Raw genomic sequence first — 23,392 nt, forward strand, 5'->3', positions numbered from 1 at the left:
CTCCCAAGCCAAAAAGGTCGACAACGAGAGATTCAGACTTTTTCCGCTCTGTCACGCACAGTTTCACCCGATTGCCCTGGTCGCGGGGGCTTGTCCAGAGGCGGAACAGGGCGACATATAACATGCGTGCGGGTGACCTGCCGGCTGACCTGCCGGCATTGTGGCCCGCTGGCATTCTGAAAGGACATGGCGTGACCGACAAGACCGTTGCCGCAGCATCTCCGACATCCGGCGACGCCGCTGCCGCAGGCACCGGGGCGGAGATGCCCTATGCCCGCGCGACCCACGCGGCGCGCGGCACCGGCCGCGTCGATGCGGCGACCGGTGCCGTTGTGTCGCCGATCCATGTCTCGACCACATTCGAGCGCGCGGCCGATCTCAGCTATCCCCGGGGCCGGGTGTATTCCCGCGCCGACAGCGCCGCCTATGACGAACCGGAGGCGGTGCTGACCACGCTGGAAGGCGGGGCGGAGAGCATGCTGTTCGCATCCGGCATGGCGGCGGCGGCAACACTGTTTCAGGCCCTGCCACAGGGCGCCCGGATCGTGGCGCCCGAGGTGATGTATTGGGGCCTGCGCAAATGGCTGATCGACGTGGCGCGACCGGCGGGCATCGGTGTCGCCTTCGTCGACATGACCGATATGGCGGCCCTGGCAGGTGCCCTGGACGGCGGTGCCGATCTGGTCTGGATCGAGACACCGTCCAATCCCCTATGGGGTGTGACCGACATCGCCGAGGCGGCACGGCTGGCGCATCGTGCGGGTGCGGTGCTGGCGGTGGACAACACCGCCGCGACCCCGATCCTGACCCGGCCGATCGAGCATGGCGCCGATATCGTGATGCATTCGGCCACCAAATATCTCAACGGCCATTCCGACGTGCTGGCTGGCACCCTGACCGTGTCGGTGGGGGCGGCGGGCGATCCGCTGTGGCAGCGGACGCGGATGCTGCGCGGTATGAACGGATCGGTGCTGGGGCCGTTCGAGGCCTGGCTGCTGCTGCGCGGCATGCGCACCCTGGCGATCCGGGTGGAACGGGCCAGCGCCAATGCCGCGGCCATCGCCCGTCATTTCAGCGGCGATCCAAGGGTGCGGGCGATCCTGTATCCGGGCCTGCCCGATTTTCCGGGCCACGACATCGCCGCCCGCCAGATGGCCGGCGGCTTCGGCGGCATGCTGTCGCTGTGCGTGGCCGGCGGCCGGGATGCGGCGATTACCATGGCCGGCCGCCTGCGCCTGTTCGCCCGCGCCACCTCGCTCGGCGGCGTCGAAAGCCTGATCGAGCACCGCGCCAGCATCGAGGGCCCGACCAGCCCGGTTCCCGACGACCTGCTGCGGGTGTCGGTGGGCATCGAGGATGTGGGCGATCTGATCGCCGATCTGGACCGCGCGCTCGGCCGTTGACGGTGGCCACCGCTGACGGTGACCGGGCGGCAATCGGCCGACAATCGGGGCCGGGCGGCCATATTCCGTGCCGCGCCATGTTGCAGCCGATTGACAAGCCCCGGGCGCTTGGCTATGTAGTCGGACGCTTCCGATGCGGAGGGGTGGCCGAGTGGCTGAAGGCGACGGTTTGCTAAACCGTTATAGGGGTAAAACCCTATCGAGGGTTCGAATCCCTTCCCCTCCTCCAGATTTCCGAGAAGGCCCAGGCTGTTGATCAGGCTGGGCCTTTTCACGTTCACGGCCGGCGGTGCCGCCGCTCCCGATGCAGCGGGAGCCCGGGAGCGCAAGGCTGGCCTGCGGCATTTCGCACTTGCGGCAAAACTCCGCGGGTGTTACTCAACACCTCAGCCGGCGGGGTCTTGTCCGCCGGGGGCCTTCCGGTTGTCCTGTGCATCACGGCGCATGTGTACCCCCGGACAGTGCCGCGACAGTGTCGCCTGATCATGCGGTCCCGACCGCGCGGTCCGGTGAACACCGCCGCCGACCCGGTATTGGTCCCGCCCGATACCGCAACCCTCAACGGGCATGTGCGGACTTCAAGCTTCGCGACGTGCCACTGCCGGGCGCTCCGGCCGCGTGACGAACCACAAACGGACCTTGACCGGTCCGGTTCGCCGTCCGAGCGCCGATCACGGCGGAAGCCCATGACTGGCCCAGGCACGCGGGGCACGTCCTCACTCATCGGCTGCCGATTGACACGCAGCCGGCGGAGCTTTGCGCTCGCCGGTCGTGCCGGCGCCACCCGTTCGAAAGACTGACCTTTGACCAATTTTGCTGATCTCGGCCTGTCCGAGACGCTGTTGCGTGCCCTTGTCGATGCCGGCTATACCCAGCCGACCCCGATTCAGGAGCAGGCCATTCCGCATCTCGTTGCCGGCCGCGATCTTCTGGGCATCGCCCAGACCGGCACCGGCAAGACGGCGGCCTTCGCGCTGCCGATCCTGAACCGCTTTGCTGCCGACCGCCAGCGTCCGAACCTGCCGGGCCGCACCCGCTGCCTGATCCTGGCGCCGACCCGCGAACTGGCAGCCCAGATCGCCGACAACTTCAAGACCTATGCCCGTCACATGCGGGTGTCGGTGGCGGTGGTCGTGGGCGGTGTCAGCTCCGGCCCGCAGGCCCGTGCGATCAATCGCGGCCTGGACGTGCTGGTGGCGACGCCGGGCCGTCTGGTCGACCATCTGGAAAGCGGCATCCTGAAGCTCGATCGCACTGAGATCGTGGTTCTGGACGAAGCCGACCACATGCTGGATCTGGGCTTCATCATCCCGATCCGCCGCATTCTCGCCAAGCTGCCGACCCGTCGCCAGAGCCTGTTCTTCTCGGCCACCATGCCGAAGGAAATCGGCGGTCTGGCCGCTGAAATGCTGCGCGATCCGATCGAGGTTTCGGTGGCGCCGGTCGCCACCACCGCCGAACGCGTCGACCAGCGGATCATCCGTGTCGAGCCCTCCCGCAAGCGTGGCGTGCTGATCGACCTTCTGGACGATACCACGGTCGGCCGTGCCCTGGTCTTCACCCGCACCAAGCGCGGCGCCGACCGGGTTGCGAGCGATCTGGAAGCCGCCGGCCTGCCGGCCTCGGCCATCCATGGCAACAAGAGCCAGAGCCAGCGCGAGCGGGCCCTGGGCGGGTTCCGTGACGGCCGGGTGCGCATCCTGGTTGCCACCGACATCGCGGCGCGCGGTATCGATGTCACTGCCATCAGCCACGTGATCAATTACGAGCTGCCCGACGTGCCGGAAAGCTATGTCCATCGCATCGGCCGCACCGCGCGTGCCGGCGCCGAGGGCATCGCCGTCACGCTGTGCGCCGATGACGAGCTGGGCCTGCTGCGCGATATCGAGCGCCTGACCCGGCAGACGATCCCGACCGAGGATCGCCGCACGCCGGAATCGATCGCGGCCAATCCCGACCGCACGCCGCAGCGCCAGCAGATGCGCAATGGCCGCCCGGTCGGCAAGGGGCGCCCCAGCGGTGGCGTTGGTCGCCCCGGTGGCCGCAACGGCCCGGTCCGTGGTGCCCATAACGGTGACACCCGCGACCATCGCGAGCCGCGTGAATATCGCGGCGAGCGCCGGACCTATCGCGACGGCGACGCCCGTGGCGGCGCCGAAGCACGTGGTGGTGCCGAGGGCCGTGGCGGTGAGCGGTCTTACAACCAGCGCCCGGGTGGCCAGCGTCCGGGCGGTCAGCGCCCGGCCGGCGGCCCACGCGGCGGCTTCGACGGCCGTCCGCAGCGGCGCAGCACGGCCGGCTGACGATCTGAACGAGCATGACCTGCTCGTGATAACGGGGGCGGCACCTGCAGGTGCCGCCCCCGTTTTCCGTCGCAACACCGCTCATGCCGTCCGCACAGCGCCGAGGAAGCTGTCGATCCGCGCCTTCAGTGCATCGGATCGCCGTGCCAGATCACCGGCAACCGACAGCAGCCCGGCTGCCGCCTCTCCGGTCTGGCGGGCGGCATCGGTGACCTGAGTGATGCCGCCGGCCACCTGGCGGCTGCCGGTGGCGGCCTGTTCCACACTGGCCGCGATATCGCGGGTCGCCCGTCCCTGACGGTCGACGGCCGATGCGACTGAGGTGGTGATGCCGTCAATCTCGCCGATCGTGGCGCTGATGGCTTCGATCGCCGTGGCGGCACGGGCGGTTTCGGCCTGGATCGCGGTGACCTGCCGGCTGATATCCTCGGTCGCCCGCGCGGTCTGGGTGGCCAGGGCCTTCACCTCGCCGGCGACGACGGCGAAACCCTTGCCGGCATCGCCGGCGCGCGCCGCCTCAATGGTGGCGTTCAGGGCCAGCAGGTTGGTCTGTTCGGCGATCTCGGCGATCAGCGTCACCACGGCGCCGACCCGCCGGGCGGTGTCGGCCAGGGCGCGGACCTGTTCATTGGTCTGGCCGGCCTGTTGTGCCGCGCGGGTGGTCATGTCGGTGCTGCGGGCCATGTCCTGGCTGATGCCGGCGATGGAGCCCGCCAGTTCTTCGGTGGTGCCGGCCACGCGGTCGACATTGCCGGCGGCCGCTTCCGACACGCTGCCGACGCGGATGGCGTCGGCGGCGGTGTCGTCGGCAATCCGACGCATCCGGCCGGCCGTGTCCTGCATGCCGGCGGTGGCGGCGACAACGGCATCGAGCATCGCCGCGACATCACGATCGAAACCGTGGCACAGCGCCTCGATATCCCGCGCCCGCTGGTCGCGGGCGGCAGCCTCGGCGGCGCGCTGGCCGGCCATGCGCGCATTGGTGATGGCCGTATCCCTGAAGACCTCCACCGCCTGCGCCATGCGGCCGATTTCGTCGCGACGCTCGCGACCGGCCACGTCAATCGCGGTGTCGCCGGCGGCAAGCCGGGTCATGGCATCGGCCATCCGGTTGATCGACCGGCTGATCGCGCCGCCGGTGACAAAGCTGATCGTCAGCATCAGGACCGTCGAGCCACCGACCACGGCCACCAGCAGCGTCAACAGCGAGGCGTTGCTCTGCTGCGCCCGGGTGGCGACGGTCAGGCTGGTTGCCTCGATCTGATCGCCCAGCGCCTCCATATCGGCCTCCAGCACGGAAAAGCTGTCCATGAAGGCCGGGAAGGCGGCATCCGCCGCGGGATGGTCGACCATGGCACGGGCCACGATGGACTCGGCGGCGGCGATATAGCGATCGACTGCGATAAGGGTGGGAGCCATCAGGCGCTGGACCTCGTCGGGCATGCCGATCTCGCCCAGCCGGGCCATCGCGGCGCGAAAGCTGTCGGCATGTTCGCGAAGACTGAGCGCCAGTTCGGCCTTGTCGCCGGCCGTGCCCTCAGGGCCGACCCGCAGCGCCATCAGCACGTCGCCGCGCAGGGCATCATGCATCATGTCGCCCTGCATGTGCTGGCGAACCGCGGCAGTGACCCGCGTCACCTCGGTCAACCCGGCATCACTGTTGATGAAACCAAATATCCCGGCCGCTCCCGCGGCGATGATCATCATTGCCGACAGAATACTCGACACGGCGAGCCGGCCGCGGATCGACAGCGACTTGTAGGTCATGGACAAAGGCCTTCGGGTCATCGCGCATGCGCATGATTGTGCAAACCGATGCCCAGAGTATTCGTCAGGTTTTAATAAATCCTTCTCGATCCGATGCGGGATTGATTTTCAGCCAGTGGTTCCGGGGGAGACGTGACCGGCGACGAGCCAGCGGCCGGGTCGGGCGTGATCGCCATCGCGCCAGGTTTCGATCCGCGCCATGCCGCCACCATCTGGCCCAACGGCATCCGGCGCGTCGGGGCCCTGGGCGATGATCAGGTGCGGCGGGCCCGACACCCGGCGCTGATGCAGCAGGTCGAGCCCGGCGACCGGGGCCGAACCGCCGGTCGCGATATCCTCGACAAGGCCGATGCCGGCGGGGAAATGGCGGGCACGGATCAGGCTGGCGGCACCGGCAGGGCCGGCATGGGCACCGGCAGGGCCGGCATGGGCACCGGCAGGGCCGGCATGGGCATAGACATAGAGGCCGGTGGTGCCGGTGTCGCGGCCCAGCGCATCCACCATGGCCGCATCGGGGCTCATCTGCCCGATCAGGTGCTGATCGTCGATCCGCAACACCAGCTTCGGCCTGGCGGCGCCTGCGCGGGCAGGGGGATGCCGGAACCGGGCCGGCGCCAGCCCGGTCGCTGCGGCGGCCCTGGCGATGATCGCCATGGCTTCGGCATCCGCGCAGGGGCGGTGGTGATTGCCGTCCAGCCGGCAGACCGCCCCGGTGACGGCGCCGTCGTGGATGACCGGGGTCAGGTGCTGCGGCCCGGCATCGGTGTTGATCACCAAAGGCGCCCGGGGCGCGGCGCCGTCCTGCCACAGCCGTGCGGCGGCGGCGATCAAACCGTGCAGACACAGCGACAGGCGGCCACCCGGCACCATGAACACCGCCCGCCATGACCCGCCATCGCCGGGCGTCAGCAGGGTGACCTCGACGCCGGTGGCACTGGCGGTGGCAGCCGCGTGGGCCAGTGCCACCGGATCGTGATCGTGATCGTGATCGTGATCGTGATCGGGGGCGGCGGGGCCGGCGATCAGCGTCCAGGCAGGATTGCCGCCATGGCCGTCTTCGGTGCAGAACGCCCGATAGAGGCGCGGGCTGCCGGCATGTCCCGTCAATCCCGTCATCGTCAGCGCCCCTCGGCCTTGCGTGAGACATCGACCAGCAGCCATCCGGCCAGGGCGGCGCCGGCCACGAACACCAGCGCCATCACCTGCGGGTCGACATGGCCGACAGCGGCCACGCCCAGCGCGCCGGTCATCAGCGCGCCCCGGAAGCCCAGGCCCATCACCGCCGCCGCACGGCTGCGCGCCGCCTGTGGCGCCAGCGCCGCCATCAGCGCCAGCTTGGGTGGGGCATAAAGCAGTTCGCCGATGGTGAACAGGGCGGTGAACAGGATCAGCAGCCAGGGTGCTGTCGACCAGCCCAGGACCCAGAAGCCGATCGCGAACAGCGTAAAGCCGATGATCAGCCGCCGCCGGTCGGTCATCGGCCGGGCCAGGCGCTGGACCAGCGGCGCCAGCGCCACCACCATCAACCCATTCTCGATCCGCAGCAGGCCGAACAGTTCCGGGCCGTTCAGGGCCAGCCGCCAGCCGGCGGCATCGACCAGCACCGCCATCTCGACGGTGGTGCCCAGACGGACCGCCACGTAATGGGCAAGCTGGGCGGCCACCGCCAGCGACAGCGACACACCCAGCGCATAGCGCAGGAACAGCCGGTCGCGCAGCACCACCAGATAGCCGGCGATCAGCGCGCCCGGATGGAAGCGGCCATGGCTGGCCGCGGCCCGCACGGCCTCCGGGCGGGTTTCGACCAGCCACAGCATCAGGGCGATGGCAACGCCGGCCGCCAGCACCGCGATGCCCGCCAGCAGCCAGCCGAAGGCCGCGGCATAGAGGGCGGCGCCGGCCAGCGTGCCCGAGGACCGTGCGACATTGGTGATCCAGTAGACCGCGCCATAGATCCGTGTTCGGCGTTCCGGCGTCGCCAGATCGATGACCGTGGCCTCGGCGGTGGGGGTGGAGACGCCGGCGGCGATCGCCAGCGCCAGAAACGGCGGAAACCCGGCCCAGGCGGCGACGGGGCCGGCCATCGCCGTCGTCTCGGGCAGAATGGCGAGCGCGAGTGCGGCGGCGGCGATCGCCCGGCCGATCTCGGCCGGCACCAGCACCCGCCGCCGGCCCAGCGTATCGGCCAGATGCCCGGCCCAGATGCCGGCGAGCGTCGCGGCGGCAAAGGCCGTGAACATCAGCAGCCCGGCGGTGCCGGTGCCAAGGGTTTCGGCAAAGCGCAATGCCATGAACGGAAAGATCGCGGCTTCGGCGAATTTCTCAAGGAACAGCACCGCCAGTCGCAGGCGGATCACGCGTTCCATGGGGCGACTCCGGCGTCGGCTGCGGGATCCATGACGCCCGGCCACGCGGGCGGCGCGATCCGATGGCGGATGAAGGGGGTGTCGCAGGCGGTGCCGGCCGCGATGTCGAGGCACCCGGCCAGCGGGTCCATGACCATGGTGGCGACGGTGCGGCCCCGGGCGGGCCCACGATCATGGGCGCAGATGCTGAGCGGCGCATTGGCATGATCGGCCAGCAGTGCGCGGGCATCATCGGCGCCGGCGGTGCCAGCGGCCCAGGCGCCGGATGCGAACACCGTGTCCATCCGGGCCGCGCGCACCCGCGTCGACGACCAGTCCGGCACCCGGTCGCGGGGGGCCAGATCGGGATGCAGGAAGTGATTGCAGTGGCTGAGCCGCGATTGCGGTATGTCGGGCGTCGGGTCCAGCCGCCGACGGGTATCGATGGTCGTCTCGATCATCATCAGGTCGCGGGCATCGGCCAGCGTGTAGCAGCGCGAAGACGCACGCGGTAACCGGGCGATCGCCTCTTCGGCGGCACGGGCGTCGGGCAGCGACAACAGATGGCGGATGATCAGATAGGGCGGCACCCCCGGCCGCCAGCCTTCGGCAACCACCATATTGATACCGATGGCGAGCCCGGCGCCGTTGATGCCCAGAAACCCGAGCTGACCCAGCGGTGCCCAGGCCAGGATGTCACTGCCGGCGGGCCCGGCGCCCTGAAGATGCAGCACGGTGCCAAGACCATACAGATCGCCGGGCAGATCGGCGGTCTGTGCGATCAGCGGGCGGTGCCGCCCGGCCCCTGTATCGGCGCGGAAGGCGACGGTGGTGCAGCCCTCCACCCCGCCTGAGATGTCGGTCGCCGGCGGCCAGGTGGCGGGGCCGATGCCGGGCATGGCCAGTTCCCGACGCATTTGCAGGATCATGATGTCGGCAAGCGGCAGGTCGGCGCCTTCGGCCATGCCGTTCAGTTCGGCGAAGATGCCGGGCAGGGTGGCGGCAATGACCATGGCGAAGCTCAGCGCCAGCAGGCGGGCCTGCTCGCGGCCCAGCGGTGCGCTCCGCACCCGGTCGATATGGGCCACATCCTCGTCCAGAAACGCGTGCAGCGCGGGTTTCAGTGCCTGACCGATCATCCGGCCACGCTGGCGCGGCCCGCCGGTGGCCCGCACCGGCTGTGGTACCTGGGCCAGGATGCGGGCGGCGGTCATGCGGCGGTTCCGTGGCCAAGGGTCGCGCCGCGCCGTCGGGTTGCCGCCATCCGGATCAGGCCGCGGGCGATCGCATCGGCGGCGGCGCGCGCGGCGGGCTCGATCATCACGCGCTGATCGCCGGCTAGCACGGCGGCGGTGAAGAAGCCCGGGGTCATGTTGACCTCCAGGATCACCGGCCCGCGATCGGGGCTTTCGATCAGGTCGACACCCGCGATCGGCGCGTCGAAGGCGCGCGCGGCGGCCATGGCCAGTGCCGCCAGCGCCGGCGCGATCGGTGTCACCAACTCGGCGCGGCCACCGGCATGCAGGTTGGTCACGAAGGCGCCGGGTGCGGCATGGCGGCGAAAGGCATAGGACGGGCGGTAATCGACGCATTGGATGCGCAGATCCACGCCCGCATTGGGCACATGTTCCTGAAGATACAGCGGCAGCCGGCCGGCTGCGGCCGCAGCCAGAAGCGCCACCAGATCGGTTCGGTCGGTGATCAGACGGACACCGCCACCCTTGGTGCCAAGGCACGGCTTCACCACCATCGGCAGGCCCAGCGTGGTGATCAGCATATCTGGGTCGGCATCGGCGCCGGCCAGAACCGTGCGGGCATGGGGCAGGCCGTGGGCCGCCAGGACCAGTGAGCCGACCGGCTTCAACTGGCCGCCATCCAGTGCGGCTGCCCGGTTCATCACCGGCACACCGGCCTGTTCCAGTGCCCGCAACAGCCACAGCCCGGCATCGCGGGCGGCAAGCGAGGTCCAGCCAAGGGCGGCGTCAACGGTGACCGGTGCGCCGTCGGCGTCCAATATGGTCAGCGACCGGCCGTCGATCGCCACCGTCAGCGCTTCCGGGCGCCGGATCAGCGCATGGGCACCCTGGCGTGCCAGGGCCAGGGCCAGAGCCTCGCTGTCGGCGGTGGGTTCACGCACCAGGATCAGGATGGTGGGGGAGGACATCGCAAAATCCATCATGAGTTGATGTTTGCGCGATATATACTCCCCCGGGTGTTACGGCATCAAGCGTCCTCGGCCGTGCCATCTCGCCGCCGGGGCGCCGTGGCCCGTGTCAGACGCCCGCGCCGCGACCAGCGCGTCAGCATCAGAACCGCGACCGTGGCGAGCCCCGCCGCCAGTCCGATCCAGATCCCCGTGCCGCCCATGCCGGCGCCGAAGGCGAGCCCGGCGCCAAGACCCAGCCCCACACCCCAATAGCCGATGCCGGCATAGATCATGGGCATGGCTGTGTCCTTCAGGCCGCGCAACAGCCCGGCGCCCACCGCCTGGGCGCCATCGGCCAGTTGGAAGATCGCGGCGATGCCAAGAAATCCCACGGCGATGCGGGTGGTTTCGGCGACGCCCGGGTCGCCGGCATCCAGGAACAGGCCGATGATGGTGCGCGGGATCGACAGCATCACGATCGCCGACAGGGCCATGAAGCCGATGCCCAGCAGAATGGCCGAGCGACCGGCCATCGTCACCCGGCGCGCATCGCCGGCCCCTGCCGCCAGACCCACGCGCACCGTGCCCGCCTGGCCCACACCCATCGGCACCATGAAGGTGAGCGCCGCCACCTGCAGGGCGATGGCATGAGCGGCCAGCGCCTCGGTGCCGATCAGTCCCATCATGAAGGCGGCGGCGTTGAACACCGTCACCTCGAACCCGACGGTCAGGCTGATCGGCAGGCCGATCTTCAGCATTTCGACCAGCCGCGGCCAATCCGACCGCCACCAGCGGCCGAACAGGTTGAAGCGCCGGAAGCGGCGATCCGCCACCGTGAACAGGGTCAGCGCGCCGAACAGAAACAGATTGGCGAGCGTGCTGGCGATGCCGGCGCCGACCAGACCCAGCGCCGGCAGGCCGAATGCGCCCAGCACCAGACCGATATCCAGCACCGCGTTGATGGCGATGGCGATGATGGTGATCACCATCGCCGCGCGCGGCCGACCCAGTGCCGAGATGAAGTTGCGCAGCACGATGAACCACAGCGCCGGCAGCACGCCCCAGCGCAGCGTGTGGACATAAGCCGCAGCCCGTTCCGCCAGAACCGGATCCTGCCCCAGCGCCCGCAGGATGGTTTCGGTTTCACCCATCACCAGGATGAAGACGGCGCTGACACCCGCGCACAGCCACAGGCCCTGACGGACGCTGCGCCGGACATCGCGGATGATGCCAAGCCGGGCGCCGACCGCCTGGGCCAGCATCGGCGCCGTGGCCATGGCCAGGCCCATGCCATAGATGAACAGCGCGAAATAGAGATTGGCACCGAGGGTCGCCGCCGCGAGCGCCTCGGGCCCCAGCCGGCCGATCACCAGCACATCGGTGGTGGTGATGGCCATCTGGGCCAGATTGGTCAGCACGATGGGCCAGGCCAGCGCGAAGGTCGCGCGGATCTCGTGCAGGAACGGGGCCTCGCGCACGAGCGGGGTCCGTGCGCCGGCCGCGGGGGAGGCGGTGCCGGTCATGTTGGTCACTGAAGCTTGGCAGGGACGCGCGCGGATATCGGGCCCGGGACGGCGGCAAGGCTGATCCCGCGAGGCGCGCGCGGCACGCAAGGCGCCGTGTCTGCTGCGGGGATCATGGCCGTCGGACGGTCCGAGGATGGCGGGGCCGCGTATGCGGCCAGGGGTGATGAGCACCATCCGGCGTGTAAGCTCTTCAGAATATCGCCGCGCCAAGGAAAGATGATGCGCCAAAGACGCACCCGGCCTATGCATAACCGGCATGGTATACCAAAATAACACCAAGTGGTATACCACTGCGTGACGCAGGTGCCATGCTGATGACGTGAAGGGCCGGAGCGATGATCGAGACCTGGGTGGTTGTCACTGTCGCGGCCGCGTTGTTGCAGGCATCGCGCACGGCGCTGCAACAACGGCTTCGCGGCCTCCTGTCGGTGCAGGGGGCGGGCTTCGTGCGCTATGCCTATGGCGCGCCGGTGTCGCTGGCGGCCCTGGCCGCCGTGGCGCTGCTGCCGGCCGACGGGCCGATCCCGGCCGGACTGCCCGCATTGAGCGTGACGCATGCGCTGTGGTGCGCGGTGGCCGGCGTGGCGCAGATCCTGGGAACCAATCTGCTGATCATGTCGTTCGGTGCCCGCGGCTTCGCGGTGGGCACGGTGTATTCGAAGGCCGAGACGGTGATCGTGGCCCTGGTTGGCTGGGCGGTGCTGGGCGAGGCGCTGGCCGTCACCGCCTGGGCCGGCATTCTGGTGTGCATGGCCGGTGTGGCGGTGCTCGCCACCCGTGGCAGCCGTGACGGTGTCGCCGCCCTGCTGCGCGGCGCCGGCGACAAGGCGGCGCTGTATGGGCTGGGTGCCGGCGCCATGTTCGCGGTGGCATCGGTGTGCATCCGTGCCGGTGCCCTGGGGCTGGGCGATGGTCCGGCCTTCCCCCGCGCCATCGCCACGCTGGCGGTGATGAACACCATCCAGGCGGTGCTGATGGGCGCATGGCTGGTGGCGCGCGAGCCCGCGACCTTTGTGGCGGTGTTCCGCACCTGGCGCAGTTCAGCCGTGGTGGGGCTGTTGAGCGTGACCGGATCGGCCGGCTGGGCCTGGGCGATGACGCTGGAGACCGCGGCCCTGGTGCGGGCCTTCGGTCAGGTGGAACTGGTCTTCACCCTGATCATGGGGCGGCTGCTGCTGGGCGAACGGCCCAAGGCCGCCGACATCCCGGGCAGTGTTGCGGTGATCGCCGGCGTGCTGCTGGTGCTGCTGGCCTGAGTGCCGTCGGGTCAGAGCTTGCGGGCGATCACCACATCCTGAAGCCTGATCGCGGTGCGGGCATCGGTCCGGTCCGCCGCGACATCGTTGCCTGTCCAATTGTCAGGCAAAAGATCGCCGGGCGCGATTGTCAGGGCGTGACGATGGTGGGCCGCGCGCAGCCAGACGTCATCGACGGCGATCAGGTCTTCGGGAATGTTGGGATTGGTGGTCCAGCAATCGCCGAGGGCATGGGTGACCGCATGTCTGGCCCGACCGGCGTGGATCGCGGCACGCGCCGTCTCGTTCATGATGTAATAGGAGGCGCAGACAACGCCGCCGGGCACCAGGATGCGTGATATCTCGGACAGGTAGTGGTCGATATCGCCCGGGTACATATGTGTGAACACCGACCACAGGACGATCTTGTCGAAGGCGTTGTCCGGAAATGGAAACACGAAACGGTTCGCCGGAAGGCGGCCCCGGGGATTATAGAACCGGTTGTAGACCGGCATCGTGAAAAAGCAGAAACGTGGATTGCGTGTCGAAATATGCCGCGTGCACCAGTCGATGCCGCGCGGATCCAGATCCATGCGCACATACAAGCCGCGCGCGTCGAGCAGGTCGAGCAGCGGGACGGTCTTGCGGCCGATGCCGCAGCCGATATCCAGGACGCGGTCATCCGGTTCCATGCCCAGCATCTGCCGATAGAAGGCCGCGGTTTCCAGGCCGTTGCGGATGAAGACGTCATAGCCGCGCGGGCCTTCATACATCAGCCGGAGGGGAGGGGCCAGCGCCCCCGCCGGCCGTGGCGTCACCATGTCCTGAACGGCATAGGGCAGGTCGCGCAGCGCCCTGAACAGCCATGGCGGCAAGACCTTCTTCACCCGTGTCCGGATCATGTATGGTACCGCCTGTTCGTGCTGATGATGGCGGCATGCAGCATAGCGGCCGGTCACCTGGTTGGGAACGCACGGTCGGGGGCATCGCCGACGGCCCGGCGGGGCCGCGCCCCGGCACTGGCATGATGGCTGAACCGGCGCTACTCTGCCAGACCATGAGCCAGGACAATGATGACATCACGCGACTGACCGCCTTCTCGCTGGGGGCCGAGGGGCCTGAGATCCGGCCGGCACCGGTCGATCGCGACTGGATGGACGCAACGCCGGAAGGCTTCGCCTATCGCTGTCTGCCGCTGGCGGTGGCCAATGCCTGGGGCTGGGAGCTGCTGGCGCCCGCGGGGTTCAGCGCGGTCTGGACCGGTGGCGCCGCACCGGGCGATGTCGTGGTCAGCCCGGACGATCCGGCCCGCCAGCCGGCGACCGGGCATTTCGGATCGGGTATCCTGACGTTTCATGTCCCCTGGCTGTTTCGCACGGCGGGCGAGGTGGCGCTGATGGTGCAGGGACCGCTGAACCGGCCGAAGGATGCGATCGCGCCGCTGTCGGGGCTAGTGGAAACCGGCTGGTCGCCCTTCGGCTTCACCATGAACTGGCGGTTCACCCGGGCGCAGACACCGATACGCTTCGAGACGGGCGAGCCGTTTGCCGCCATCATTCCGGTGCTGCCATCGCTGATGGAAGCCATGCGGCCCGATATCCGCCCGATCGACAGCGACCCTGCGACCGCCCGTGCCCATGCGGCCTTCGTCGAGGGCCGCAGCCGTTTTCTGAACGATCTGGGACAAGAAGACAGTGCCGCCCGCCGGGCCGGCTGGCAGAAGGACTATTTCCGGGGCCGCGCGCCCGATGGCGCAGGCCCGCAGATGGTGCCGCACCGCACCAAGCTGCGTCTGCGGCCCTTCGAGCGCATGACAACAGCCGATCCGGATCCGGCCGATGCCGATCCGGAGGACGGCCCTGCTGCGGGATGAGAACCCACCGGCCATCGGCCCAACCCGCGGGAGGCGACTGGTGCCGGTCCGATTGAATGACCTCAGAAGCCGGGTGGCGCTGCTGTGCGTGGTGCTGATCGCCATTCTGGTGATCGGCCTGCAAACCCTGATCGGCAGGCGCGCCGCCGACCATCTGGCCGCCGAGATCGGCACCGGCCTTGCCGAGGTGGCGCAGCTTGCGGCCGACCGGTTCGACCGCGAGATGCTGAGCCGCAGCAACGAGATCCGGCTGGCAGCGTGGGAGCTGGCGCGGCTGGACCCGCGCGACGAGGCGCGGATCGCGGTGACGGTCTCGGGCGTGCAGTCCAGCTTCAACACCATGGTGTGGCTGGCCTATGTGGACACCGGCGGGCGGGTCGTGGCCGCCAGCGGCCGGGGGCCGCAGGCTGGCGAGCGGCTGGACGATGCGGAATTCGGGTGGCTGCAGACAGCACAGACCTGGCCGGTGGTGATCGATACCGGCCGGCGCCTGTCGATGCCGGGCAGCCTCGACGGCCCCCGTCTCGTGGCCGTGGCGGCCCCGGCACTGACCCCTGACGGCCGCCTGCGCGGCACGCTGATCGGCCATATCGGCTGGCGGTGGGCCGAGGATGTCCAGCGCGATTACGGCCGCGGGCTGCGCCGCAACCGGCCATTGGAGATCGTGGTGGCCGATGGCGACCGGCGGGTGATCATCGGCCCCGATGCCCTGATCGGGCAGGCGGTGCCGGCCGCCTCGGCTGAGCCGGCGACGATCGCGCGCAATGGCTGGGTGACGACAAGCTGGCCCGACAGGGCCGACCACCAGCTCACCGGATATGCCGCGGTGGTCGGGCGCGGCGATATGGGGGCGCTGGGCTGGACGGTTCATGTCCGGCTGCCGGCCGGTGTGGCGATGGCGCCGGTGCAGGATCTGCGCTGGGCGGTGATGATCTGGGGGCTGGGCGGCGGGTTGCTGGTGGCGATTGCCGGCTGGCTGGTCGCGGGCTGGATCGCGCAGCCCCTGCGCCGCATCGCCCATGCCGCCGACCGGATCCGGTCGGGCGAGGATGCGGTGGAAATTCCCAATGTCCGTGGCGCCACCGAGGTGGAATTGCTGTCCTATTCGCTGCGGGCGTTGATCGACCGGCTGACCCACAGCCGCAACGCGCTGGATGCGGCGGTCTCGGCGGCGGCACGCGACGCGTTGACCGGCCTGCCGAACCGCCGGTTCTTTGATGACGTGCTGGACCTGCTGTGCGCGCGGCTGCGCGATGAAGGCAATGTGCTGGGCTGCGTGTTCATCGATCTGGACGGCTTCAAGGCGGTCAACGACACGCTGGGCCATGCCATGGGCGACCGGGTGCTGATCGCCTCCGCCGCGCGACTGCGCGAGACGGTGCGCGACACCGATGTGTCGATCCGGCTGGGCGGCGATGAATTCGTGGTGCTGCTGACGCTGGACAGCGACGATCCCGCCGGACAGGCGGTTCACACCGCCGAACGGCTGATCACCCTGTTGTCGATGCCGGTGCCGCTGGAGGATGGCGTGATGGCGCATATCGGGGCCAGTGCCGGCGTCGCCTTGTGGCCGCTGGATGATCGCGACCCGCGCGTGGTGCTGGGCCACGCCGATGCGGCGCTCTATCAGGCCAAACGTGCCGGGCGCGGCCGGGTGCGGGTTCATGGCGGCGTGGATACCGCCGCCTGAGCCACCGACATCATCGCGGTCTTGTGTCTCTGCGTTGTTTTATCGGGCTGGTCTTCGCGCCATGGTGGTTGTCGTGTCTCTCGTCATGATATGATCCGGGTGATCAAGAAAACGCGCCGGGCGCGCATCGCCGGGCATGGGCGATGCTGTGCCCTGCTGGCTGCCGCGTCAACGGCCGGACGGAGGAGACACCGACGCCATGGTTCTGGAGACGGCGGCACGCGCCGCAATTCGCGACCGGATCGGCAACCCGCCAGCCCCCGCCCTGATGGCGATCGGCGACGGCTTCTATAACGGCATGCGGTCGGCCACCATCGATGACGACAAGGCGCAACTGGCGCCGCCGGTGCTGGTCGCGGCGGCCCTGGGCGAGACCGTCCAGCCGGCGCGCTATCCGCGGGTGGTGATGGGCGATCTGGAACAGGCCTATCGCGATCTGGCGCAATCGGCGGTGAACGTCGCGGGCTTGCGCGCGCGCATCCTTGAGAATGTGGCGGCCTGGGAGGCCGATCTGCTGACCGAAGGTGCCCGCAGCCTTGCCGGCCCGGCGCTGTTCGACAACATCGCGGTCGCCGGCGCCGAGGTCGACGACCTGATCGATCCGAAGCGCGGCAGCGCCGCCGCCGCCCGCCGGATGTTCGCGGGCGCGCTGAAGCGGTTTCGCGCCGCATCGGGCCTGCCGGGTGACGAACTGGTCGAGATGCATATGGGCATCAACACCGCCCATCTGCTGAACCCGCACGGATTGCCCGAGCTTGACGGGCTGACCCAGGTCGACTGGGTGGATATCCGCCGGCCACGGCGGCTGTTGGTCAGCATCGGCCAGAATGACGGGCTGACCGCGACCATCATGGCCGGCAAGCGGATCAATGTCTTCGACCGCAAGATGGCCAAGCTGCCCGATCGGATGCGGGCGCTGGGCGAGGCGCTGGCGCCGGCCCTGGCCGATACCGACCAGATCGTGCTGAACGGCCTGCCCAAACCAAGTGCCGTTGCCAATCTGCGGCCGCGCGCCAAATGGCCCGATGATCAGGAACCCGGCCGCGACCCCAAGGCCAAGGGCTATTGGCGGCGCTATGTCGGCTATCTGGCCGGCCGTGGCGACATGACCGGCCGCGACGTGGCCGAGCTGGACGAGCAGGCGGCGGTGCTGTCGGCCGCCGCCGCCGATGCGTTTCGCGCCGGATTGGCGGCGGTGGGCGAGCGGCTGGTGGTGGTCGATCTGGCGGCGCGGATGGTGGAGGTCGACCGGAAACACCGGGGCGATGCCGCCCATGCGGTGGCGGTGCGGGTGAAGGGCCGGGATCTGGCGCTGGCCAATCTGATCCTGGATGACGAGACCTCCAGCCTCTATGGCCTCGACAACCTGCATCTGAACGCGGTCGGCAACGGCCTGCTGGCGGGCTGGGTGGCCGATGCGATCAGCCCCGGCGCCTCGGCGCGGATCGATCTTCAGGCCCTGGCCGATCGCGACACGTTGTTGCAGGACGGCCCGCCCTTGCTGGGCGCCGGCGCCTTCCTGATCTCGCTGCTGTCGCCCTTCGTGACGTTCGAGCGGATCTGAGGCGCGCGCGGATCTGAGGGAGGCCGCTTTTCGGATTGACGCCGCGCCGGCCGGCGCGGGATGACAGAGGCGGCCAGGGCATCATGCCGTGCCGCCTTGCGAAGAGTCGTCCGTCATGGTCTGCGCCCTCTGTCATCCGCTCCGCACCATCTGCCGGTGCCATCCATGACCTGGGTGGTTCTGGCGATCTTCCTTGCGGTCTATGCCGGGATGGCGGCCGGGCGCTGGCCGGGGCTGGCGGTCGACCGCACCGGCATTGCCATCATCGGCGCCCTGCTGATGGTGGTGAGCGGTGCCATGACGCCCGGTCAGGCGCTGGCCGCGATCGACTGGCCGACGCTGATCCTGCTGTTCGCCCTGATGATCCTGTCGGCGCAATTCGCGCTGTCGGGGTTCTATGACGCCGCCGCCGGCCGGCTTGCCGCCGGGCGGGTGGGGCCGGTCACGCTGCTGGCCCTGGTGGTGATGGCGGCGGGGCTGTTATCGGCCGCGCTGTCGAACGATGTGGTGGTGTTCGCGCTGGCGATCCCGCTGGCCCGGGGCGTGCGCGGCCGGGGGCTGGATCCGCGCCCCTTCGTGCTGGCGCTGGCCGGCGGCGCCAATGCCGGATCGGCTGTCACCCTGATCGGCAATCCGCAGAACATCCTGATCGGCCAGTTGGGCGGGCTGGATTTCTGGGGCTATGCGCTGGTGGCGGCAGTGCCGGCGCTGGCCGGGCTGGTGGCGGTGCATCTGGCGATCTGGGCGGTGTGGCGCCGGCGCTGGTGGCTGGCGGCCGCGGAGACCACGCCGTCATCACCGGCCGGCACCATCCGCGCCGGCGCCATCCTCGACCGGGCGGCGCTGATCAAGGCGGTGGTGGCGCTGGCGGCATTGCTGGTCGCCTTTTCCACGCCGCTCGATCATGTCGAGGCGGCGGTGGCGATCGCGGCGGCGCTGCTGGTCAGCCGCCGCATCGAAACCCGGCGCCTGCTGGCCGAAGTCGACTGGTCGCTGCTGCTGCTGTTCGCCGGCCTGTTCGTGGTGACGGCGGCCTTTGCGCAGACGGGATTGCCGGGCGTGGCGCTGGATGCTTTGGCCGCCCAGGGCATCGCCCCCGACCGGCTGGTGGTGATGGCGCCGCTGACCCTGGCCGGGTCGAACACCATCGGCAATGTGCCGCTGGTGATGCTGCTGCTGGCGGTGGTGCCCGACTGGCCGCCGCTGGCATTGACGGCGCTGGCGGTGCTGGCGACGCTGGCCGGCAATCTGCTGGTGGTCGGCAGTCTGGCCAATATCATCGCGGTGGAACGGGCCCGGCAGGCGGGGGTGGTGATCGGCTTTGCCATCCATGCCCGCGCCGGCATTCCGATGACCCTGGCCGGCATGATCGTGGCCGTGCTGTGGTTCTGGGGCATCGGCGGATTGCCACTCTGAGCGTCGGTCGCGGGCTTGCGCGTGGCGGCTCTGGCATCCCCTGACACAGGCGTTATCTTCAACACCCCGCGCGGGCGGTTGAGGCCCGCCCCGGCATCGGCAGGCAGGCATGACGACCTCCGGACTGCACATCGTCTGGTTCAAACGCGACCTGCGCAGCGCCGATCACGCGCCGCTGCTGGCGGCGGTGGCGGCTGCGCGTGAGGCCGGCTGCGGCGTGCTGCCGCTGTATATCCTGGAGCCGGATCTGTGGCGCCGCAGTGATATGAGCGGCCGGCAATGGGGCTTCGTGCGCGAGGCGCTCGCTGATCTGCGCCGCGATCTGGCGGCGCGCGGCCAGCCGCTGGTGCTGCGCGCGGGGCCGGCGGTCAATGTGCTGGCGGCGATCCGGCGGGCGCAGGGCATCGCCGGCCTGTGGTCGCATCGGGAAACCGGCACCGCCTGGAGCTGGGGGCGGGATGCCGCCGTCGCCGCCTGGGCGCGGGACCAGGGCATTGCATGGGTGGAGAGCGGCCATGACGGCGTGCTGCGCGGTGCCGCCGATGGCGCGGGCTGGCCTGCGCGCTGGTCGCGGGCCATGGCGTCGGCGCCGGCGGCATCGCCCGCGGCGATTCCCCCCGCCACCGGAATCGAGCCCGGCCCGATCCCAGACACTCTCGACCGGCTGATCGACCGGGTGCCCGATATCTGCCCCGGTCGCCAGTCGGGTGGCCGGCGGGCGGGCGAGGCGGCGATGCAGCGGTTCTTCGACCGCCGTCTGCTGCGCTATCGCCGGGGCATGGCCTCGCCGGCCATGGCGGGCGATGCCTGTTCGCGGCTGAGCCCGCATCTGGCCTGGGGCACGCTGTCGACGCGTGAGGTGATGGCGGCGGCGGTGCGGCGCCGCGACGAATTGCGCGACCTGCCGCCCGCGATCACCGGCGACCGGCTGAAGGCGATCGATGCCTTCACCGACCGGCTGCGCTGGCGCGGCCGGATGATCCAGGGCCTGGAAGCCCGCCCCGATAGCCCGCATGTCACCCTCGACCCGGCCTTCGAGGGTTTGCGTGGCACCAACACCGCCGGGCACCTCGACGCCTGGAGCCGGGGGGAGACCGGCTGGCCGCTGGTCGATGCCTGCATGCGGGCGCTGGCGCGCGATGGCTGGCTCCCATTCCGCATGCGCGCCATGGTGATGGCGGTGGCAAGCTATCATCTGTGGCTGGATTTCCGGCCGGTGGCGCTGGTGCTGGCGCGCCGCTTCGTCGATTACGAGCCGGGCATCCATTGGGCGCAGGCCCAGATACAGGCCGGCACCACCGGCGGCCAGGTCTTCCGCATGTATAATCCGGTGCGGCAATCAGAGATGCAGGATCCCGATGGCGGTTTCATCCGCGCCATGCTGCCGGCCCTGGCGCGCCTGCCGACGCCGTTCATCCACGCGCCCTGGACGGCGCCGCACGCGGTGCTGACCGAGGCCGGCATCACCCTCGGCCGCGACTATCCGGCCCCGATCGCCGAGCCGCTGGCGGCGGCCCGCGCCGCGCGTGACCGGCTGGCTCGGGCCTTGCGCGCGGCCGGAGGCGCCGGGGACACGGCCATGACCGACACGCCGGAGTTGATCGCGGCCACTCCCCCCGGCGGTGGCGGGGCCCCGCCGGCACGGGCCAGACCCGCCCCCCGCCGCCGCAAGACCGATCCGCGCCAGCTTGGCTTCGATTTCTGATACCGCACAAGGATTGAGCCATGCTGATCGCCCAGATCTCGGACCCGCATATCCGCCCGCGCGGCCAGCTCTATCAGGGGGGGTCGATTCGAATGCGATGTTCGCGGCGGCGATCCGGCATCTGAACCGGCTGACGCCACGCCCGGATGTGGTGTTGTTGACCGGTGACGTCACCGATGACGGCACGGCCCAGGCCTATGCCATGGCGCGCGACATGCTGGACGCGCTGGCGATGCCGCTGCTGGCCATTCCCGGCAATCACGACGAACGCGCCGCCTTTCGCCGGTGTTTCGGTGAGGGGCAGGGCGGCGGCGGCAGTGATCAACCGCCGGACGCGCCGCTGCATCTGGTGGCGGATGGGTTCGGGCCGGTGCGGATCATCGGGCTGGACGTCACCGTGCCCGGCCGGCATCACGGCGATATCGATGACGCGGCGGCGGCATGGCTGACCCGGACGCTGGCCGCCGATCCCGCCCGCCCGACCCTGATCATGATCCACCATCCGCCCTTCGACAGCGGCATTCCCTATATCGACGCCTATCACTGCCGGCGTGGCGACCGCCTGGCCGCGATCGTGGCCGGGTTTCCGTCGGTGGAGCGGATCACCTGCGGCCATATTCACCGGGCCATGCAACTGCGTTTCGGTGGCACCCTGCTGTGCACGGCGCCCAGCACCACCACCGCGATCGCGCTGCGGCTGGACCCGGCGGCGGAGGCGGCCTCCTATGTCGAGCCGCCGGCGATGCTGCTGCACCAGTGGCGCCCCGGCACCGGCCTGATCAGCCATGTGCTGCCGATCGGCGACTTCCCGGGGCCGATGCCCTTCGCCTGAGAGCCGCGTCAGCCGCCGGCGGGGCAGGCCGTGACCAGATCGGTGACCACGCCACCGGTGGCGGCAACGTCGAACCGCTCGCGGGCCGGAAACAGGAACCGGCTGTCGACCTCGAACAGCGCCTCGCCGGCCAGCCGCTCGGCCAAGGCCCAGCCGCCCTCGGGCACCAGCATCCGCCGCGTGTGCCCAACCCACCACACCCCGGCCTGCGATTGCCGATCCCCCACCCGCCACACCACTTCCAACGCCGCCACCCCCTCGGGCACCGCCTCGGCCCCCGCCGCCAGCCAGAACACCTCCGGCGCGCCATCATCCCCGCAGGTGGCGACCAGCGCGCTCAACCCGCTCTCCGACGCCAGATAGAACACCGGATACACCCCCCGCGCCGCCGTAACCCCGCCCGCGCGCGGCACCAGCTCGGGCGGCAGATGCTGCCAGGCGGCGGGGGCGGGGGTGGCGGCGAGGAGGGTGGCGGTGGTGGCCGTCACTGCCATCAGCAACCGGCCAACGCGCCCAAAGCGCCGCGATGACAGGCCCCACCGGCTCCATCTTCTCGCCATGCGTTGTCTCCATGCCCAAGGGTTGATCAGTGCGCGATCAGCACGCCGCATCCAGGGCATACCATAAAATTAGGCTTAGTAAGAAGAACCGATTATTACGCAGATAGTCAGGCCCGGCCTTTCTCCGCAGGATCGGGCCATGGACATCGGCAATTACATCGGCACCCGCATCAAAGCGTTCCGCGAAGCCCGCGGCCTGACGCAGGCGCAGCTTGCCCAGCTCATGTACAAGAACGTCGAAACCATCTCGAATTTCGAGCGCGGCAGGGTGGTCACCAGCGTTCGCACCCTGGAAAAGCTCGCGCACGTCCTCAACGTCCAGATCGCCGATTTCTTCACCGACATCGAACCCGGGGAGGGGGAAACCCCTGCCCTGTCCGAGAGCGCCATCAAGGTGCTGAACGGGGTGAAACTGCTGCCGGAAGAGGATGTGGAGTTGCTGGCGGGGATTGTGGGGGTGTTGGAGAGGCGGCGGAGTTCTTCTGTGTGACGAGCGGAACCATCCGCCAAGCGTTCAGGCAAAACACCAGCCGCACTTTCCGTGCCGGCGGTGGCATGACTGGCGGTCAGGACAGCCCATTCCGCATTGCTCAGATTGCTTCCATGACGCAGGTAATCGCGGCTATGATGCCGCCGGTTGGCCGGTGCCCACATGAGGTTCTCCAAAGCGGCTTTCACAACCACCTGGAATCACATCGGGATCGGCCATCCACTCCAAATTCAAGTTTCAAGACGGCTTTTAGGCAGGTCATGCAGATTATTGCAGGCGCCTCGCCGATCGATGAAGCAAAGCTTCGGACCGAACTTGCGGTCGCCCCGGCGAACGCGCCCTTTCAGGCCAACATGGTTCTAGCGGATCCGTCCCCTCAAAAAGCCCTGTTCGACGATCTGTCGGCAAAGGCGCCGCAGATCGGAGCTATCACATGACCAAAAAGCAAAAGCTCGAAGAGGCTGTTGCCGAATGCCCGCTACCCATGGTTTGACGCCGTCTGCTGACGGCTTGGGAGCTTGGCGGGGGTCTCGCGCG

Annotated in this window: 19 protein-coding genes and 1 tRNA gene; 12 read left to right on the forward strand and 8 right to left on the reverse strand. The window is 69.5% G+C overall.

Going from position 1 to position 23,392, the window contains the following annotated elements:
• Nucleotides 1-263 precede the first annotated feature (263 nt).
• The 3 genes from IEW15_RS21445 (at nt 264) to IEW15_RS21455 (ending at nt 3,706) form a co-directional block, all read left to right on the forward strand.
• Entirely contained in the window at nt 264-1,403 is a 1,140-nt protein-coding gene (locus IEW15_RS21445; RefSeq protein ID WP_188581834.1) for a trans-sulfuration enzyme family protein, read from the forward strand.
• 137 nt (nt 1,404-1,540) lie between these two features.
• Nucleotides 1,541-1,632, forward strand: a tRNA-Ser gene (locus tag IEW15_RS21450).
• 574 nt (nt 1,633-2,206) lie between these two features.
• A complete protein-coding gene (locus IEW15_RS21455; protein ID WP_188581800.1) occupies nt 2,207-3,706 on the forward strand; it encodes a DEAD/DEAH box helicase in 1,500 nt (499 codons plus the stop codon).
• 81 nt (nt 3,707-3,787) lie between these two features.
• On the opposite strand, the gene IEW15_RS21460 is transcribed toward IEW15_RS21455, so the two are convergent.
• The 6 genes from IEW15_RS21460 to IEW15_RS21485 all read right to left on the reverse strand — a co-directional run bounded on the left by IEW15_RS21460 (nt 3,788) and on the right by IEW15_RS21485 (nt 11,442).
• A complete protein-coding gene (locus IEW15_RS21460) occupies nt 3,788-5,473 on the reverse strand; it encodes a methyl-accepting chemotaxis protein (RefSeq protein ID WP_188581802.1) in 1,686 nt (561 codons plus the stop codon).
• A gap of 108 nt (nt 5,474-5,581) precedes the next feature.
• Nucleotides 5,582-6,589, reverse strand: a complete 1,008-nt coding sequence (locus IEW15_RS21465; RefSeq protein ID WP_188581804.1) for a PhzF family phenazine biosynthesis protein — start codon at nt 6,587-6,589, stop codon at nt 5,582-5,584.
• Nucleotides 6,590-6,591: 2 nt separating this feature from the next.
• Nucleotides 6,592-7,839 carry an MFS transporter gene (locus IEW15_RS21470; RefSeq protein ID WP_188581806.1) on the reverse strand — a complete coding sequence of 416 codons (1,248 nt, stop codon included), beginning with the start codon at nt 7,837-7,839 and terminating at the stop codon, nt 6,592-6,594.
• Nucleotides 7,827-9,032, reverse strand: coding sequence for a C45 family autoproteolytic acyltransferase/hydolase (locus IEW15_RS21475; RefSeq protein ID WP_188581808.1), 1,206 nt, complete (start codon nt 9,030-9,032; stop codon nt 7,827-7,829). Before IEW15_RS21475 ends, IEW15_RS21470 begins: the two co-directional genes overlap by 13 nt.
• On the reverse strand, nt 9,029-9,982 hold the full coding sequence (locus IEW15_RS21480; RefSeq protein WP_188581810.1) for an ATP-grasp domain-containing protein: 954 nt from the start codon (nt 9,980-9,982) through the stop codon (nt 9,029-9,031). The genes IEW15_RS21475 and IEW15_RS21480 overlap by 4 nt, the downstream gene beginning before the upstream one ends.
• A 59-nt stretch (nt 9,983-10,041) precedes the next feature.
• Nucleotides 10,042-11,442 (reverse strand): MATE family efflux transporter, encoded by a 1,401-nt coding sequence (locus IEW15_RS21485; protein ID WP_229708464.1) that lies wholly within the window; start codon nt 11,440-11,442, stop codon nt 10,042-10,044.
• Nucleotides 11,443-11,825: 383 nt separating this feature from the next.
• Here IEW15_RS21485 and IEW15_RS21490 point away from each other — a divergent pair, with 383 nt between their 5' ends.
• Nucleotides 11,826-12,746 (forward strand): DMT family transporter, encoded by a 921-nt coding sequence (locus IEW15_RS21490; RefSeq protein WP_188581814.1) that lies wholly within the window; start codon nt 11,826-11,828, stop codon nt 12,744-12,746.
• An 11-nt stretch (nt 12,747-12,757) separates the two neighbouring features.
• Here the strand turns inward: IEW15_RS21490 and IEW15_RS21495 are convergent, their stop codons facing one another.
• Nucleotides 12,758-13,627 (reverse strand): class I SAM-dependent methyltransferase, encoded by an 870-nt coding sequence (locus tag IEW15_RS21495; RefSeq protein WP_188581816.1) that lies wholly within the window; start codon nt 13,625-13,627, stop codon nt 12,758-12,760.
• A 155-nt stretch (nt 13,628-13,782) separates the two neighbouring features.
• Between IEW15_RS21495 and IEW15_RS21500 the strand changes: the two genes are divergently transcribed.
• The 6 genes from IEW15_RS21500 (at nt 13,783) to IEW15_RS21525 (ending at nt 21,805) form a co-directional block, all read left to right on the forward strand.
• The gene (locus IEW15_RS21500) at nt 13,783-14,598 is read left to right on the forward strand and encodes a DUF6065 family protein (protein WP_322111522.1); all 816 of its coding nucleotides are present in this window, start codon (nt 13,783-13,785) and stop codon (nt 14,596-14,598) included.
• Between the two features lie 40 nt (nt 14,599-14,638).
• Complete coding sequence (locus IEW15_RS21505; protein WP_188581818.1) at nt 14,639-16,288, forward strand: diguanylate cyclase domain-containing protein; 1,650 nt, start codon at nt 14,639-14,641, stop codon at nt 16,286-16,288.
• A 199-nt stretch (nt 16,289-16,487) separates the two neighbouring features.
• Nucleotides 16,488-17,852: a hypothetical protein gene (locus IEW15_RS21510; RefSeq protein WP_188581820.1), complete on the forward strand. Its 1,365-nt coding sequence runs from the start codon at nt 16,488-16,490 to the stop codon at nt 17,850-17,852.
• Between the two features lie 165 nt (nt 17,853-18,017).
• Complete coding sequence (locus IEW15_RS21515) at nt 18,018-19,268, forward strand: SLC13 family permease (RefSeq protein ID WP_188581822.1); 1,251 nt, start codon at nt 18,018-18,020, stop codon at nt 19,266-19,268.
• 109 nt (nt 19,269-19,377) lie between these two features.
• A complete protein-coding gene (locus tag IEW15_RS21520; RefSeq protein WP_188581824.1) occupies nt 19,378-20,973 on the forward strand; it encodes an FAD-binding domain-containing protein in 1,596 nt (531 codons plus the stop codon).
• A gap of 97 nt (nt 20,974-21,070) precedes the next feature.
• Entirely contained in the window at nt 21,071-21,805 is a 735-nt protein-coding gene (locus IEW15_RS21525; protein ID WP_188581826.1) for a phosphodiesterase, read from the forward strand.
• Nucleotides 21,806-21,813: 8 nt separating this feature from the next.
• On the opposite strand, the gene IEW15_RS21530 is transcribed toward IEW15_RS21525, so the two are convergent.
• Nucleotides 21,814-22,299 (reverse strand): hypothetical protein, encoded by a 486-nt coding sequence (locus IEW15_RS21530; RefSeq protein WP_188581828.1) that lies wholly within the window; start codon nt 22,297-22,299, stop codon nt 21,814-21,816.
• 205 nt (nt 22,300-22,504) lie between these two features.
• Between IEW15_RS21530 and IEW15_RS21535 the strand changes: the two genes are divergently transcribed.
• Together IEW15_RS21535 and IEW15_RS21540 are read left to right on the forward strand one after the other, a co-directional pair.
• Nucleotides 22,505-22,855, forward strand: coding sequence for a helix-turn-helix domain-containing protein (locus IEW15_RS21535; RefSeq protein WP_188581830.1), 351 nt, complete (start codon nt 22,505-22,507; stop codon nt 22,853-22,855).
• Entirely contained in the window at nt 22,852-23,292 is a 441-nt protein-coding gene (locus tag IEW15_RS21540; protein ID WP_188581832.1) for a hypothetical protein, read from the forward strand. The genes IEW15_RS21535 and IEW15_RS21540 overlap by 4 nt, the downstream gene beginning before the upstream one ends.
• Nucleotides 23,293-23,392: the final 100 nt, after the last annotated feature.

The organism is Tistrella bauzanensis, from assembly GCF_014636235.1.
In the GTDB taxonomy this organism is placed as follows: Bacteria; Pseudomonadota; Alphaproteobacteria; order Tistrellales; family Tistrellaceae; genus Tistrella; species Tistrella bauzanensis.